Here is a 14,598-nt window from a genome sequence, read left to right as displayed (position 1 = left end):
TTATTATTCCTCCCTGTTGGCGTGGCGCGCCTCCCCGCGCGCCTGCTGACTGACAGCCCGGAAGGATATCCGGGCTGCGGAATCCCTGCTATTCAGCGGCGATGGCCGATACGTCCTGACCACTGGCCGCCATGATCGCTTTGACGATGTTGTGGTAACCCGTGCAGCGGCAGATGTTGCCCTCAAGGTACTCCCGCACTTCCGTCTCGGTGGGCTTGGGATTATCCTTGAGGAGTGCCGCCGCCGACATCACCATGCCGGGCGTGCAGAAGCCGCATTGCAGGCCGTGATGGTCTTGGAACGCCTGCTGGATCACGTTAAGTGAGCCGTCGGCATTCGCCTGTCCTTCGATCGTCGCAACCTCGGCCCCTTCGGCCTCTACTGCGAGCATCGTGCAGGATTTGACCGCCTGCCCATCGACGTGAACAACGCAGGCCCCGCATTGCGACGTGTCGCAGCCCACGTGGGTTCCTGTCAGCATCAGCTGGTCGCGAAGGAAAGACGACAGCAATGTGCGTCCCTCGACCTCGCCAGACGCAGCCTTTCCGTTCACGGTCATCGAGACCTGTGCCATGGCATCCTCCCTTTTGGCGTTCTTGTTGGGGTCAAGTTAAGCATGGGTCGTGGCACTTGAGAACAGAAAACTTCGCCGCAACCGCGAAATCGCAAGATCGCGCAGTGCCTTAGCATGTCAGCTTTCTCTCGGTCGGGGCCGGGTCGGGATTTCCTTGAGCAAGCCGCCAACCCCCATCTGCGCGATGTCCTGCGGGGTCAGGTCCACACCACAGATCAACCGTTCAAGAACCCAGTCTGCGCCGTTGAGCGCTGGCGATCGCGCACATCCGGGCAGGCCGATCACTGGCCTGTCCTGGTGTGTTCCGAAAAAGAGCAGATTGCCCGGATCAACTGGCATGCCATAGGCAGTGACGGTTCCACCTGCCTCACGCACCGCCGAAGGGGCGACATCGTGCGTGTCCGATGTGGCGGACGCCGTAAGGATGAAAACAAATTCGCCCTCTGCCTCTGCGACGGCTTGGGCCAACGGGGCGTCACGATGCGGCACCACCACCCGGGGCGTCAGCGAGACATTCAGGCGGTCGAGTCGACCGGTCAGCGCGGCACGGCCCTTAGACGACGGTTCGGCATTGCCAACCTGCGTTTCGATCAACGTCGCCGTTGAATATTGCGGGCTCAGGATACGGATTGCATTGGCAGCATCCGCTGTCGCCTTTTCCAAAGCGTCCTGCGGCACGGCATAGGATATGATCTTGATCGTGGCGACCATGGTGCGCGCATCGACGCGATGGAATTGCGGCACCGTGGCGATGGTGATCATGGGCTCAACCGCATTGATGCGCGAGAGCCGGTCCACATCCAGCAGGGCGACTCCCGGGCCCGTCGCGTAAAGGTTCACGCGCCCTGCCCCGGCGGCACTGATACGCAGCCCCTGTTCCTCGGGCGTTGGCACGACGGCAGCGGCCAAAGCTTCGGCGGCGCTGTTTTCTTCGACGTCACTTGGATCGAGCGCTGCGACCGTCAGCGTGTCGTGGCCCGCCGCTGTCAGTTCTGCAATGTCGTCATCGGTCAGCACGGTTCCCTTGGACACGCGACGGGTTTGTCCGGCCAATGAGTGGGCGAGCGTCGTGCCAAGCGCATCCGCTGCGGGTCTTGGGCCGAACTTCATGCGCCCTGCCTGAGCGTTGCCACCATCTGGGCCAGAATGGACACCGCGATCTCAGGCGGACTTGCCGCACCGATGTTGAGACCAATTGGCCCTTTGATCCGTGCGATCTGGTCTGCAGTGAAACCCGCCTCTTCGAGCCGGGCCACGCGTTTGGCATGGGTGCGGGTCGAGCCGAGCGCGCCGATATAAAACGCGTCGGAGTTCAACGCGATGTGGAGCGCTGGATCGTCCAGTTTCGGGTCATGAGTCAGCAAAACCAGTGCAGTGCGGGCATCTACGCCGATCTCGGCCAGCGCGTCGTCCGGCCAGTCGTTGATGACCCGTTCTCCCGGGAAGCGATCAGCCGAACCAAAAGCTTCGCGCGGGTCGATGATATAGGGATCATAGCCAGCCAGTTTCGCCATGGGCACAAGCGCCTGGGCGATGTGCACGCCGCCAACAATCGCCAGTCGCAAGGGCGGGTTGTGGATGGCGACAAAGGTTTTGCCATCCTCCTCCATCCCTGTGCGGTCCTTGGCAAAGCGTGTCGCATGACCGTCGTGATCCAGCCGTCTTTGCCAGGTTTCAGTATCGACCACGTATGCTGCCCGCTGGCGTGACGCGCGCGCTGCAACCAGTGCATCCAGCGTGTCCGTCGGCATGGCGGTCCCGACCGGTTCCACGAGAATCTTAATCGTACCACCGCACGCCAGGCCAACCGCAAAGGCGTCGCCGTCGCTGACCCCGTATTCAAGCAAACGCGGGCTGCCATTTTCGAGCGCTTCCATCGCCTCGACCACCACGGCGCCCTCGACGCAGCCGCCCGAGACGGAGCCCATCATATCGCCGTCACCCGACACGACCATCTGCGCCCCGGCGCGACGCGGCGCGCTGCCCCATGTTTCGATCACGGTGGCAAGGGCCGCGCCCTTGCCCGCTTTGATCCATTCCAGCGCTTGCTCGGGCGCGGTTTCAACCGACGACATGCGATCCGTCCATTTTTGCTGGTTCCATCCCACGCAAAGCGTATGCGGTGACTTTGTGGGAACACAACCCTGACTTAAGCACAGGTTGTTGCGCGCGCTTATGCTTGCGCGTTCCCCGCCTGCGGCCTACATCCGTATGCAAGACCAGCCGGAGATCAGCCAGATGCCAATGCAAGCCCGAGAGATCGAAGACCTGATCCGCGAGAGCTTTCCCGACGCCAAGATCACCATCACGGATTTGGCGGGTGACGGAAACCACTATTCGGCCGAGGTGATCGACGCATCGTTTGCCGGTATGAACCGTGTGCAACAACACCGGGCCGTCACCAAGGCGCTGAAGGGCAAGATGGATGGCAGTCATGGCGAGTTGCATGCGCTGGCCCTTACGACAAAAGCACCTTGATGACTGCCTTGTGGCATATGGTGACCATGCCGTTTCGACGGGCACCGCGGCGTCCATTGTCGGCGCGCCGTCCCGATCGTGACGAGATGGGTCAGACCAGGGTCGTACCATTGGGTATGGAAGCGACTGATCTGACGATTGTGAACAAGGTCAACCGACGCAATGACGCTTTGGAGCGTGTAAACCAGATCAAAACGGATGGAACCGCGAAAAAGGGCGGCTACATGGCGGAAGCTAGCACGCATGTCCAAGCGATGCCCGAAGATGAAACCTATGCCGCGCGGTTTCACCGCGCTTTCCACAAGAAAGGCAAATAGAATGAGCGACGCCGCAAACCGGATCACCGAAACCATCAATGCAAACCCTGTGGTGCTGTACATGAAGGGCACCAAGTCGATGCCACAATGCGGCTTTTCCAGCCGCGTGGCCGGTGTGCTGAACTACATGGGCGTGGATTTCGCCGACGTGAATGTTTTGGCGGATGAAGACCTGCGCCAAGGCATCAAGGAGTTTTCGGATTGGCCGACCATCCCGCAGCTGTATGTCAAAGGCGAGTTCGTTGGCGGTTGTGACATCATCACCGAGATGACACTGTCCGGCGAATTGGACACGCTGTTTGATGAAAGCGGCGTAACCTATGACAAGGACGCGGCGGACAAAATCCGCGAAGCCAACGGCTAAGCAGCTGGGCGCACGACACGTGCGCCTTACGTTTCAAAGAAAGAAGGCGTGCCGGGTTGGCACGCCTTCTTTTGTTTCGCGGGAATGCGCAGCAAGCTGCGCTTTACGCTGTCTTCTCTTCCACTTCTGCGGCGAGTGCTTCGGCTCGGGCCGCCAACTCGGCCAGCGTGTCGGTCACCGCTTGCGGCACGACGGGCACCTCTATCCGTTCCGGCTCTGGCGCGCCCATGGTGCGCAGCCCTTCCAGTTCCGCCTCGCGTTCGGCCAGTTTGGCTTCGACCTCGGCCACGCGATCTTCGACGCTCGCCGTCTTGTCCGCCAGCATCAGACCGGCCATCAGCAGCATCCGCGCTTCCGGCATGCGCCCGGCCTGATCCGCCAGCACCTGCGCTTCGTCATCGAGCATCTTGGCCGCGGAGTGCAGATAGCTTTCTTCACCCTCCTGGCAGGCAACCTGAAAAGGGCGTCCGCCGATGTTGATTGTGACCTCAGGCATCTGCGTCCTCCTCTTCTGGGGCTTCGAGTTGGTCGAGCAGCGGGGTCAGCGCCCCGATGATGCTGTTGGCTTCGGCCACATCTGCAGCGCGGGCAGCCCGCAGACCTTCAAGCTCGGCCATCATGGATTTGTTGATCAGGTGCGCTTCCCCGACGCCTTCCTCGTTCGCTGTGCGCAAAGCGGCGTTCGACTCGCGTAACTGCTCGTTCGCCTTGCGCAGCCTTTGGAGTTCAAGGTCCAATTCCTGCACCCGGGCTTGCGCCGCATCGGCATTGGCCTTGGCGTCGGAGGTGGCAGCTTCTTGCCGTTCGGACAGCTTGCGCACCCGCTCCGTCAGCTGCGCGTTCGCAACACGCTCATCATCCAAGGCTGTTTGCAAGGCCGCCGTGTCGTCGGCCCCTGCCGTGTCCAGCCCCTCAAGGCCGGTGGCGATCCTGTCCATCGCGGCGGTCAGCCGCTGCTGCAATCCGTCGATATCGCTCATTTCCTGTGCCTGTCCCCTTTTTCCTCGCGCATGGGCGCAATGGTTCCATCCGCCCGGACTGTTCGAATCGATTTAGCGTCCGGTTGGGCCTGAGTTTAGCCAAAGAGGTATGGAAATGCGCCCCCCTTTGCGATCAACCACTTGCAGGGCGGCTTTGATGTAGCAAAACGCCGCTTGCCGTCAGATGCCCCGATTTGCTTGGGCACAGCGCCTTGATCTTTGGTCTTTGCCTGATATGCAGCCTCAAACCAAATTCCAAAGGACGAGCAATTCCGTGGATCTGACAGCCCTTCGCACCGCCCATCCCGACCACTGGTCCAAGGCCACCGCCATCCGTGCCTTGACCCTTGATGCCGTGGCCGCCGCCAATTCCGGCCACTCAGGCATGCCCATGGGGATGGCCGATGTGGCCACCGTCCTGTTTGAAAAGCACCTGAAATTCGACGCCAAGGCACCGGACTGGCCCGACCGCGACCGGTTCATTCTGTCTGCCGGTCACGGCTCAATGCTGCTTTATTCCCTGCTGCACCTGACCGGCTACGAGGATATGACCCTTGAGCAGGTCAAGAACTTCCGTCAGTGGGGCGCGATCACTGCAGGCCACCCGGAATATGGCCACGCCAAGGGAATCGAGACCACCACTGGTCCACTGGGCCAAGGCGTTTCGAACGCTGTGGGCTTTGCCATGGCCGAGGAAATCCTGCGCGCCCAATACGGCAAGAAGGTTGTCGATCACTATACCTATGCCATCGCAGGTGATGGATGCCTGATGGAAGGTGTCAGCCAGGAAGCCATCACGCTTGCGGGCCGTCACCAACTGGGCAAGCTGATTGTCTTCTGGGACAACAACAACATCACGATTGATGGGCCGGTATCGCTGGCAGACAACACCGACCAGCCGCAGCGCTTCAAGTCTGCGGGCTGGGCCGTGATCGAGATTGACGGCCACGATCCGGAGGCAATTGACGCCGCGATCACCAAGGCGAAGACACAGAAAAAGCCCACCATGATTGCCTGCAAGACGCATATTGCACTGGGTCATGCGGCACAGGATACGTCCAAAGGCCACGGCGCGTTGACCGACCAGACGCAGTTGCAGGACGCCAAGGCGGCATATGGCTGGACCACTGGGCCTTTCGATGTGCCCGCCGATGTCAAAGCCGCGTGGGAGGCCATCGGCACCCGTGGGGCCGAAGCGCGCGCAGCCTGGGACGCGCGGTTTGCCTCCATTTCAGGCTCAAAGCAGGCGCAGTTCAACCGGACCCTCGCCCGTGAGGTGCCCAAGAAGCTGTCGGCTATCATTAAAGCGTTCAAAAAGCAGATGTCGGAAAGCGCGCCCAAGTTGGCGACGCGGGCGGCATCTGAAAAGGCACTTGAAGTTATCAACCCGGTGATGCCCGAAACCGTAGGCGGCTCGGCTGACCTGACCGGATCGAACAACACCAAGACGGGCGATCTGGGCGTGTTCGACACGGACAACCGTGGCGGTCGCTATGTGTACTGGGGTATCCGTGAGCACGGCATGGCAGCCGCGATGAACGGCATGGCGCTGCATGGTGGCATCCGTCCGTATGGCGGCACGTTCATGTGCTTCACTGACTATGCCCGCCCCGCCATGCGTCTGGCAGCCCTGATGAAGATCCCAACAGTGTTCGTCATGACCCATGACAGCATCGGCCTGGGCGAAGATGGCCCGACTCACCAGCCGGTCGAGCATCTGGCCATCAGCCGGGCCACGCCCAACACCATGGTGTTCCGCCCCGCCGATGCGGTGGAAACCGCTGAAAGTTGGGAACTTGCGCTGTCATCCACTGAAACGCCGTCTGTCCTGTCCCTGACCCGTCAGGGCCTGCCGACAGTACGCACAGAGCACAAGCTGAAGAACATGACGGCCCAGGGCGCTTATGTGCTGGCTGAGGCCGAAGGCAAGCGCCAGGTGATTCTGATTGCCTCAGGTTCAGAGGTGTCCGTCGCACTTAAAGCTCGGGAAACCCTGCAAGACGCAGGTATTGGCACGCGTGTCGTATCGATGCCCTGCATGGAGTTGTTTGCACAACAGGATGAGAGCTATCGCCGCAAAGTCTTGCCTGCGGGAGCCGCTCGTATCGGCATCGAAGCAGCGGTGCGTCAGGGCTGGGATCGTTGGCTGCTGGGCGAACGTGGCAAGGCCAACAAGGCCGATTTTGTGGGTATGGAAGACTTTGGCGCATCCGCACCTGCCGACGTCCTGTTCGAAAAATTCGGTATCACGGCGGAAATAGTGGTCAAGAAGGCAAAGGCGCTTATATGAGCGAATGAGTGCCGTTAACGCCCCGGTTGAAATTTTGTGCTGTTCTTAGTGTCTCAGGTGTGGAAACTGGCACACACGTATTTGGAGAGTGAGCGCAAACAATAGGGCACGCGTGATTGGCATATTGATCATAGCCACAATTCTGGCCGCCGGTGGGGCAATAACAGCTTTGGCAATGGGCGCCAGTTGGTGGGTTGCCCTGCTTATCTATTCGTTCGGCGGGGCGGCTTTGACCGGTGCCATGACGATGCTTGTTTCGCTTAGAAAAGATGCGTGTGATCCCGCCCTGCCCATGTCTTCTGCGGCAGAATCTCAGGACTCGATGGTGGACGCCAAGATCAGCCCCAAGCCGCACGCGGAAACGGTCTGACATCAGATCGTCCGCGACCGGAAAATTGTACTTAGGCTTAATGATCAGGCGCGCGAAAGCGATGCAGATACACCACGCCAGATCGGCGTGATGATCTTTTCTCCAACCGGGATGAGTACAAAGCCCAAGGCAAGGCCCAAGATTCCATCAACGCCAGCCTTGGTGATCCAAGACACAAAGCCCGACGCCCCCTCTACCATGGCTCCCGCCGATTTGCCGAGGCCATAGATTATCTCTTCCGGTGTGTGCCAACCCATTTCTGCCAAGCCGTGCACAATGATGGACCCGCCAACCCAAAGCATGGCCGCCGTACCAACGATTGTCAGCAGCTTCATAAAGCCTGGCATCACCTTGACCAGCCCACGTCCCAGCGCCCGTGTCAGGCCAAGGCGACCATTGTTTGCCATGGCAAGGCCTGCGTCGTCCGCCTTCACGATCAATGCAACCGATCCATAGACCGCCACGGTGATCATGATGGCCACAGCCGCCAGCGTCGCGGCTTCCATCCAAAAGTTGCTTTCGGGGATTGCAGCCAGTGAGATCGTCATGATCTCCGCCGATAGGATAAAATCGGTCTTGATGGCACCTTGGGCCTTCTGCTCTTCCAGATGCGCCGGGTCTTGAACTTCAGTCTCTTTGCCTGGGTAATCATCGTGCCCATGGCCCCAGCCCAGCACATGCGCCACCTTCTCCGCCCCTTCGAAACACAAATAGGCTCCGCCCAGCATCAGAAGCGGCGGAATGGCCCAAGGCGCAAAGTTGGCCAGCAGCAGACCGATGGGCAACAGGAACACCAGCTTGTTCTTGAACGACCCCTTGGCGATACGCCAGATGATTGGCAATTCGCGGTCAGCTGAAAAGCCCGCAACGTATTTCGGCGTTACCGCAGCGTCGTCGATCACAGCGCCAGCCGCCTTCGCCCCTGCCTTGGCCGCCTGCCCAATCACATCATCCACCGATGCGGCCGCCACTTTGGCGATTCCCGCAACGTCGTCCAAAAGAGCCAAAAGTCCGCTCATTTCGCCCGTTCCCTCGTTTTGTCCTTACGTTAGCGCATAACACAGTGTGGCGGTTCCGCATACTGTTAGCGCGAACTGCATACAATGGAACACGTTTATCGCTAACACTCTGATTAATATTCTCTTTTCCCCTTCTCTCATTGCGGCGCAGCGGCTATCACGCTCGCGACATTCAAGCTGCCCCAGCGGAAGGACGACCGGAAGCATGACCATCAAAGTCGGAATTAACGGGTTTGGACGCATTGGGCGCTGCACCCTCAGCCATATTGCAACGTCGCTGCGCAACGACATCGACGTGGTGGCTGTGAACGCCACTGGACCGTTGGAAACTGCCGCCCACCTGATCAAGTATGACAGCGTGCACGGTCGTTTCCCAAACGAGGTGAAACTGACCAACGATACGATGGATCTGGGCCGCGGGCCGATCCGCATGATGTCGACCTATGACATGAACGAACTGGACTGGACCGGTGTTGACGTGGTGCTGGAATGCACGGGCAAGTTCAACGACGGCGACAAGGCTAAGGTGCATATGGAGCGCGGTGCCAAGAAAGTGCTGCTGTCGGCACCGGGCAAGAATGTGGACAAGACGGTTGTCTTCGGCGTGAACGACGAACAGCTGGCAGCCAATGATCGGATGATTTCCAACGGGTCCTGCACCACCAATTGCCTTGCCCCGCTGGCCAAGGTTCTGGATCGCGCTTTTGGCATCGAACGCGGTGTGATGACCACGATCCACAGCTACACGGGCGATCAGCCGACACTGGACCGTCGGCACGACGATTTATACCGGGCCCGCGCCGCGGCGATGGCCATGATCCCGACCTCGACCGGTGCCGCCAAGGCTCTGGGCGAAGTCCTCCCGAACCTTGCAGGCAAGCTCGACGGCACCGCCATGCGCGTGCCCACACCGAATGTGAGCGCCGTGGACCTGACATTTGAAGCCAGTCGCGATGTGACAGTGGATGAGGTGAATGCCGCCATGGCCGAGGCCGCCGCCGGTCCCATGGGCCGGGTATTGGCCTATGATGACGAACAGAAGGTCAGCATTGACTTCAACCACACCGAACATTCGTCCATCTTTGCCCCGGACCAGACCAAGGTGGTCGGCAACCGGATGGTGCGCGTTCTGGCCTGGTACGACAACGAATGGGCGTTTTCAGTCCGCATGGCCGATGTCGCGGTTGCCATGGGTCGCCTGACCTGAACAACGCGACAGGTTGCAAGCATCGGGTGGGGCTGTCACAACAGCCCTGCCCTTTTTCTTTGTGACGCAGCCCTATGACCAACCGCATCGCCCTTGTCCTTGCCCTGCTGATCATCGGCGCGATCACCCTGGATGTGATGCTGTATGGTAAGGAACACCTCATTTTCCTAGGCAAGAAATTCGCTGAGCTACTGGAGTGGATCGCGTTCTGGCGCTGACCCGCGCCCGACATGTCGCACCGATTTGACCGGCATCCCCGGTTGACAATCGCGTCGCTTTGCATTTGTTAGCGGTAACGGCGCTCCCCCGACCCTCGGGGCCGCGTTCAGACATCATTCTGACACCAGACATGGGGGATACCATGGCCATCAAAGTTGCAATCAACGGGTTCGGGCGCATCGGGCGCAATGTGCTGCGCGCGATCATCGAAAGCGGTCGGACAGATATCGAGGTGGTCGCGATCAACGACCTGGGCCCCGTGGAAACAAATGCACACCTGTTGCAATATGACAGCGTGCATGGCCGCTTCCCTGCCACCGTGACGGTCGCGGGCGACAGCATCGACGTGGGCAACGGCCCCATCAAGGTCACAGCAGAGCGCAACCCGGCCGATCTGCCCTGGAGCCATGTGGACATCGTGATGGAGTGCACAGGCATCTTCACCTCGAAAGAAGCCTGCCAGGCACATTTGGAGAATGGCAGCAGCCGCGTGCTGATCTCGGCCCCCGGCAAGAATGCCGACAAAACCATTGTATACGGTGTAAACCACGACGCCCTGTCGGGCGACGATGTGGTTGTGTCGAACGCCTCGTGCACGACCAACTGCCTGACGCCCGTGGCAAAGGTCCTGCACGACCAGTTCGGGATCAAGCGTGGCTTCATGACCACCGTGCACAGCTATACCGGCGACCAGCCGACGCTGGACACGATGCACAAGGACCTCTACCGCGCCCGTGCAGCGGCGCTGTCGATGATCCCCACCTCGACCGGGGCAGCCAAGGCCGTTGGTCTGGTCATGCCGGAACTGAACGGCAAGTTGGACGGTGTGGCGATCCGCGTCCCCACACCGAACGTATCCTGTGTCGACCTCACGGTTGAGGTGAATGGCGACGTGACCGTTGAGCAGATTAACGCAGCCATGACCGAAGCCGCCGCCGCTGGTCCACTGAAAGGTGTGCTGGGCGTAACGGACGCCAAACTGGTGTCAATGGACTTCAACCACGATCCGCACTCGTCGATCTTTGCCACCGACCAGACCAAGGTCATGGATGGCAACATGGTCCGTATCCTGAGCTGGTATGACAACGAATGGGGTTTCTCGAACCGCATGGGTGATACAGCGGTCGAGATGGGCAAATATCTCTGACCCGCACTGCATCGTAAGTCAAAAAGGCGCCCCGCACGGGCGCCTTTTTTGATTGCGACCACGGCCCCGCACGACAACGCCGATATCCGCGTATCCCCTCGATCTTTCCCGCTTGACGCGCCCCTGTTTCTAGCAGATCGTTTTCGGTGATGGTTCCCGGATGCCGACGGCTACCCGGGATGAAAAGGGAATACGGTGAGGATGCCAATTGGCGCCAAATCCGTAACTGCCCCCGCAACTGTGAGCGGTGAGCGACCCCGATGATCACCACTGAACGCACGCGTTCGGGAAGGATCGGGCAAGCCCGGACCCGCAAGTCAGGAGACCTGCCATCATTGATGTAACTTCAACCCGGACGGGGCGTCCGGACAGGAAGCCATGATGGTTTTTGCGGAACGACCCGCCAAAAGTGACATGTCTGCCGTACGCCTCGAACTATCGCGGAGGGCGACATGGGCCAACCACCACAGAAGATCACGATATGTACATCCTGTCGGCACAAGGGCAGCAATTGCCGACCCGGCTATGAACTGATTGCAAAATTGCGCGCTGCGATTGCCGCGGCGGGCGACAGCATCACGGACGAGTTTGAAATCTCTGGCGTGGCCTGCATGGCCGGATGCGATCGCCCCTGCACCGTTGCCTATCACGGCACCCGCAAGGCCACGTACCTGTTTGGGGATATCGAAGCGGACACAGACATAGACGACCTCGTGGCATTTGCGCAGCAGTACACACGGATAGACGACGGCTGGTGTTCATCCGTAAACCGCCCCGGAAAACTGCGCACATCGACACTGGCGCGCGTGCCCGCTGCCATCATCGCGCTGGAAGACAGCGACGTGCGCGCGTCATGAGCGCAGCGGACGTTGTTGCTGAGAATATCAGCTGGACACCGCAGCGGGCCACGGCCCCCCTGCTAAAACCGACCAGCTTTTGCGTCGAAGCCGGACAGGTGTTGGGCGTCGTTGGGCCAAACGGGGCTGGCAAATCCACACTGTTGCGGATGATCTACCGCTACTACCGCCTTTCGGCCGGGCAAATTCGCATCGCGGGCGAAGACATCTGGTCCATCCCCCCCCGTCTGGCAGCTCAACGTGTGGCGGCGGTGTTGCAGGAACAGGCCTCTTCCTTTGGACTGACAGTGCGCGAGGTCGTGACACTGGGTCGCACACCGCACCGCGCCGGGTTTTCCGCCAGCGGCGCACGAGATGCTGACATCGTCGCAAGCACGATCAAGCAGTTGCACCTTCAGGATTTCGTGGATCGGGACGTGGCAACACTGTCAGGTGGAGAACGGCAGCGGGTTATGGTGGCCCGTGCACTGGCGCAGGAACCGCAGGTCCTGGTGCTCGATGAGCCGACCAATCACCTGGATATTCGCCACCAACTCGAAGTGCTGGCCCTGATCCGCCAACTCGACCTGACGATCATCGTCTCGCTGCACGACCTGAACATGGCCGCGCAGACCTGTGACGCCATCCTGCTTCTTGAGAATGGCCACACCAAGGGCTTTGGCCCTCCCGATCAGGTGCTGACCGAAGCACAGGTGTCATCCGCATTCCGTGTCGATGCGCGGCGCGAGCGGCTGAACCCAAGCGATACCAAACATTTTTCATTCCATTTGCCGACATAGGGCCCCCAATGAAATTCACACTCACCACCCTCACCACTATCCTGTGCGCCACGGGCGCATTTGCACAAACCACGGTGCAAAGCTGTGACCGTACTGTCACCTTCGATGCCCCGCCACAGGCTGCAATTTCGAACGATGTGAACCTGACCGAGATGATGCTTGTCCTGGGCCTTGCAGACCGGATGGTCGGTTACACAGGTATTTCGGGCTGGAAAACACTAGACGAAGAGATGACGGCGGGCATCGAAGCGCTGCCAGAATTGTCCGCAAAATACCCCAGCAAAGAGGTGCTGATCGGAGCAGACGCAGACTTCTTCTTTGCCGGTTGGAACTACGGCATGAAGGTCGGAGGCGATGTCACGCCTGAAACGCTCGCGCCCTTTGGCATCGACGTGTACGAGCTGACGGAAAGCTGCATTCACATCGGCGACAAAGGCGCGGCCAGCATGGACGACATGTACAACGACCTGCTGAACCTGGGTGCGATTTTTGACGTTTCTGACAAGGCCGAAGCATTGGTCGCAGACTACCGCGCCGATCTGGAGGGGTTTACGGCGGAGCTAGAGCCACTTGAGGCGGCCCCCCGTGTCTTTGTCTATGACAGTGGTGAAGATGTGCCATTTACGGCAGGGCGCTATGCCATGCCCAACGCCCTGATCGAAGCAGCGGGTGGCGCCAACATCATGAATGACTTTGAAAAAAGTTGGGCCACCGTCGGTTGGGAAGCGGTGGTTGAGCGCAATCCCGAAATCATTGTGATCGTGAATTACGGTGAGGTCACAGCTGAGGAAAAACGCGCCTTCATGATGTCCAACCCCGCCTTTGCCGAGATTGATGCAGTCAAAAATAATCGCTTCGTCACCTTGGAATATGTCGAGGCAACACCGGGTCCCCGCAACATCAACGCGGTCAAGACGCTCGCCGCCGCATTCCGCGCAGAGTGACACGCATGGAGATGACCGGCGCAACCGTAAAAAGCCGTACCCCGACGCGCCCGTTAGTGATCGGCGTGGGTTTTGTGGTGCTGGTGCTCTCCATTTCCGCAGCCGTTGGCCTTGGTGCAATCCCGATCCCGATGTCGGTGGTTTGGGGCGTAGTCGCTAACAAGATATCGCCCGACTGGGTGCCGGTGGTATGGTCTTCGGGGCGCGAGGCGATTGTGTGGGACATCCGCTTTCCCCGCGCGCTTCTGGCGTGTTGTGTCGGGGCCGGACTTGCAATGGTCGGGGCCAGCCTGCAGGCCGTTACGCGCAATCCGCTGGCCGATCCCCATCTTCTGGGCATCTCTGCCGGAGGAGCCTTTGGTGCCATCCTGGCCTTGCTGCATACGGGTCTGTTTCTGGGCCTGCTCACCGTACCGCTTTTGGCCTTCCTTGGTGCGCTCGCAGCGACGCTGCTTGTGCTCGCCGTATCCCAGTTTGCCTCGGCAACCAGCGCAGATCGTCTGATCCTGGCCGGTGTTGCCGTGTCCTTCATCGTCATGTCACTGGCCAATATGCTGATCTTTCTTGGTGATCCACGTGCCACCCACACAGTGGTGTTCTGGATGCTCGGTGGGCTAGGCCTCGCCCAGTGGGGCCAGCTTGTCTTTCCATTTGCCATCCTTGTCGCAGGCGGCGCTTACCTGTGGATCAACGCCAGCAACCTGAATGCAATGACCATCGGGGATGAAACAGCATCCACTTTGGGCATTTCGGTGGCTCGGTTTCGCCTCTCCGTTTTCGTGGTGGGCGCGCTGATCACCGGTGTCATGGTGGCCTTCTCCGGCATCATCGGTTTTGTTGGCCTGATGGTGCCACACATCGTGCGCCTGATCGACGGGGGCGACTATGCCCGCGTTCTGCCTGCTTCTGCCCTGCTTGGCGCCGTGTTCCTGATCTGGGCTGATGTTCTTGCGCGCACATTCATGGCGCCCGACGAGGTGCCAATTGGCGTCATCACCGGGCTAATTGGTGGTGTCTTCTTTGTCTGGCTGCTGCGACGGCGCGTGGGCTAGG

General features: G+C 60.0%; 18 protein-coding genes and 1 riboswitch. Of the genes, 12 read left to right on the top strand and 6 right to left on the bottom strand.

Translation table 11 applies throughout. The annotated features are described in order from the left end of the window. Nucleotides 1–88 precede the first annotated feature (88 nt). The 3 genes from AC53L6_RS17280 to AC53L6_RS17270 all read right to left on the bottom strand — a co-directional run bounded on the left by AC53L6_RS17280 (nt 89) and on the right by AC53L6_RS17270 (nt 2,649). On the bottom strand, nt 89–574 hold the full coding sequence (locus tag AC53L6_RS17280) for a (2Fe-2S)-binding protein (protein WP_299206473.1): 486 nt from the start codon (nt 572–574) through the stop codon (nt 89–91). 117 nt (nt 575–691) lie between these two features. After that, complete coding sequence (locus AC53L6_RS17275; protein WP_496908741.1) at nt 692–1,684, bottom strand: molybdopterin-binding protein; 993 nt, start codon at nt 1,682–1,684, stop codon at nt 692–694. Next, a complete protein-coding gene (locus tag AC53L6_RS17270) occupies nt 1,681–2,649 on the bottom strand; it encodes an XdhC family protein (RefSeq protein ID WP_496908740.1) in 969 nt (322 codons plus the stop codon). Before AC53L6_RS17270 ends, AC53L6_RS17275 begins: the two co-directional genes overlap by 4 nt. 163 nt (nt 2,650–2,812) lie before the next feature. Between AC53L6_RS17270 and AC53L6_RS17265 the strand changes: the two genes are divergently transcribed. From AC53L6_RS17265 to grxD, 3 genes are read left to right on the top strand one after another with little or no spacing between them, the layout of a single operon-like run. Continuing rightward, nucleotides 2,813–3,052 (top strand): BolA/IbaG family iron-sulfur metabolism protein, encoded by a 240-nt coding sequence (locus AC53L6_RS17265; protein WP_299206808.1) that lies wholly within the window; start codon nt 2,813–2,815, stop codon nt 3,050–3,052. Then, nucleotides 3,052–3,369: a hypothetical protein gene (locus tag AC53L6_RS17260; RefSeq protein WP_496908739.1), complete on the top strand. Its 318-nt coding sequence runs from the start codon at nt 3,052–3,054 to the stop codon at nt 3,367–3,369. Before AC53L6_RS17265 ends, AC53L6_RS17260 begins: the two co-directional genes overlap by 1 nt. A 1-nt stretch (nt 3,370) precedes the next feature. Continuing rightward, nucleotides 3,371–3,733 carry a Grx4 family monothiol glutaredoxin gene (grxD, locus tag AC53L6_RS17255; RefSeq protein WP_299206481.1) on the top strand — a complete coding sequence of 121 codons (363 nt, stop codon included), beginning with the start codon at nt 3,371–3,373 and terminating at the stop codon, nt 3,731–3,733. Nucleotides 3,734–3,836: 103 nt separating this feature from the next. Here grxD and AC53L6_RS17250 read toward each other — a convergent pair whose 3' ends face one another. Both AC53L6_RS17250 and AC53L6_RS17245 read right to left on the bottom strand, forming a co-directional pair. Beyond that, complete coding sequence (locus AC53L6_RS17250; RefSeq protein WP_299206483.1) at nt 3,837–4,229, bottom strand: cell division protein ZapA; 393 nt, start codon at nt 4,227–4,229, stop codon at nt 3,837–3,839. Beyond that, nucleotides 4,222–4,713 (bottom strand): hypothetical protein, encoded by a 492-nt coding sequence (locus tag AC53L6_RS17245; protein ID WP_299602988.1) that lies wholly within the window; start codon nt 4,711–4,713, stop codon nt 4,222–4,224. Before AC53L6_RS17245 ends, AC53L6_RS17250 begins: the two co-directional genes overlap by 8 nt. A gap of 274 nt (nt 4,714–4,987) precedes the next feature. Between AC53L6_RS17245 and tkt the strand changes: the two genes are divergently transcribed. Further along, nucleotides 4,988–7,003 carry a transketolase gene (tkt, locus tag AC53L6_RS17240; RefSeq protein WP_496908738.1) on the top strand — a complete coding sequence of 672 codons (2,016 nt, stop codon included), beginning with the start codon at nt 4,988–4,990 and terminating at the stop codon, nt 7,001–7,003. 124 nt (nt 7,004–7,127) lie between these two features. Next, nucleotides 7,128–7,373, top strand: coding sequence for a hypothetical protein (locus tag AC53L6_RS17235; protein WP_496908737.1), 246 nt, complete (start codon nt 7,128–7,130; stop codon nt 7,371–7,373). Between the two features lie 44 nt (nt 7,374–7,417). On the opposite strand, the gene AC53L6_RS17230 is transcribed toward AC53L6_RS17235, so the two are convergent. Then, a complete protein-coding gene (locus AC53L6_RS17230; RefSeq protein ID WP_299702979.1) occupies nt 7,418–8,392 on the bottom strand; it encodes a DUF808 domain-containing protein in 975 nt (324 codons plus the stop codon). Between the two features lie 205 nt (nt 8,393–8,597). Here AC53L6_RS17230 and gap (AC53L6_RS17225) point away from each other — a divergent pair, with 205 nt between their 5' ends. From gap (AC53L6_RS17225) to AC53L6_RS17195, 7 genes are all read left to right on the top strand, one after another. Next, nucleotides 8,598–9,599, top strand: coding sequence for a type I glyceraldehyde-3-phosphate dehydrogenase (gene gap, locus AC53L6_RS17225; protein WP_496908736.1), 1,002 nt, complete (start codon nt 8,598–8,600; stop codon nt 9,597–9,599). 74 nt (nt 9,600–9,673) lie between these two features. Further along, a complete protein-coding gene (locus AC53L6_RS17220; RefSeq protein ID WP_189368609.1) occupies nt 9,674–9,817 on the top strand; it encodes a hypothetical protein in 144 nt (47 codons plus the stop codon). Between the two features lie 143 nt (nt 9,818–9,960). Next, entirely contained in the window at nt 9,961–10,965 is a 1,005-nt protein-coding gene (gene gap / locus AC53L6_RS17215; protein ID WP_496908735.1) for a type I glyceraldehyde-3-phosphate dehydrogenase, read from the top strand. 133 nt (nt 10,966–11,098) lie between these two features. Continuing rightward, nucleotides 11,099–11,313: riboswitch (cobalamin riboswitch) on the top strand. A 104-nt stretch (nt 11,314–11,417) separates the two neighbouring features. Then, nucleotides 11,418–11,822: a DUF1636 family protein gene (locus tag AC53L6_RS17210; protein ID WP_496908734.1), complete on the top strand. Its 405-nt coding sequence runs from the start codon at nt 11,418–11,420 to the stop codon at nt 11,820–11,822. Then, nucleotides 11,819–12,601 carry an ABC transporter ATP-binding protein gene (locus tag AC53L6_RS17205; protein WP_496908733.1) on the top strand — a complete coding sequence of 261 codons (783 nt, stop codon included), beginning with the start codon at nt 11,819–11,821 and terminating at the stop codon, nt 12,599–12,601. Before AC53L6_RS17210 ends, AC53L6_RS17205 begins: the two co-directional genes overlap by 4 nt. An 8-nt stretch (nt 12,602–12,609) precedes the next feature. Beyond that, nucleotides 12,610–13,545, top strand: a complete 936-nt coding sequence (locus AC53L6_RS17200; RefSeq protein WP_496908732.1) for an ABC transporter substrate-binding protein — start codon at nt 12,610–12,612, stop codon at nt 13,543–13,545. Between the two features lie 11 nt (nt 13,546–13,556). Then, a complete protein-coding gene (locus AC53L6_RS17195) occupies nt 13,557–14,597 on the top strand; it encodes a FecCD family ABC transporter permease (protein WP_496908817.1) in 1,041 nt (346 codons plus the stop codon). Nucleotide 14,598: the final 1 nt, after the last annotated feature.

This window comes from Tateyamaria sp. LSS28 (assembly GCF_059611725.1).
The sequence above is the reverse complement of the archived record's forward strand: the minus strand, read 5'-3'. Positions and strand labels throughout refer to the sequence as shown.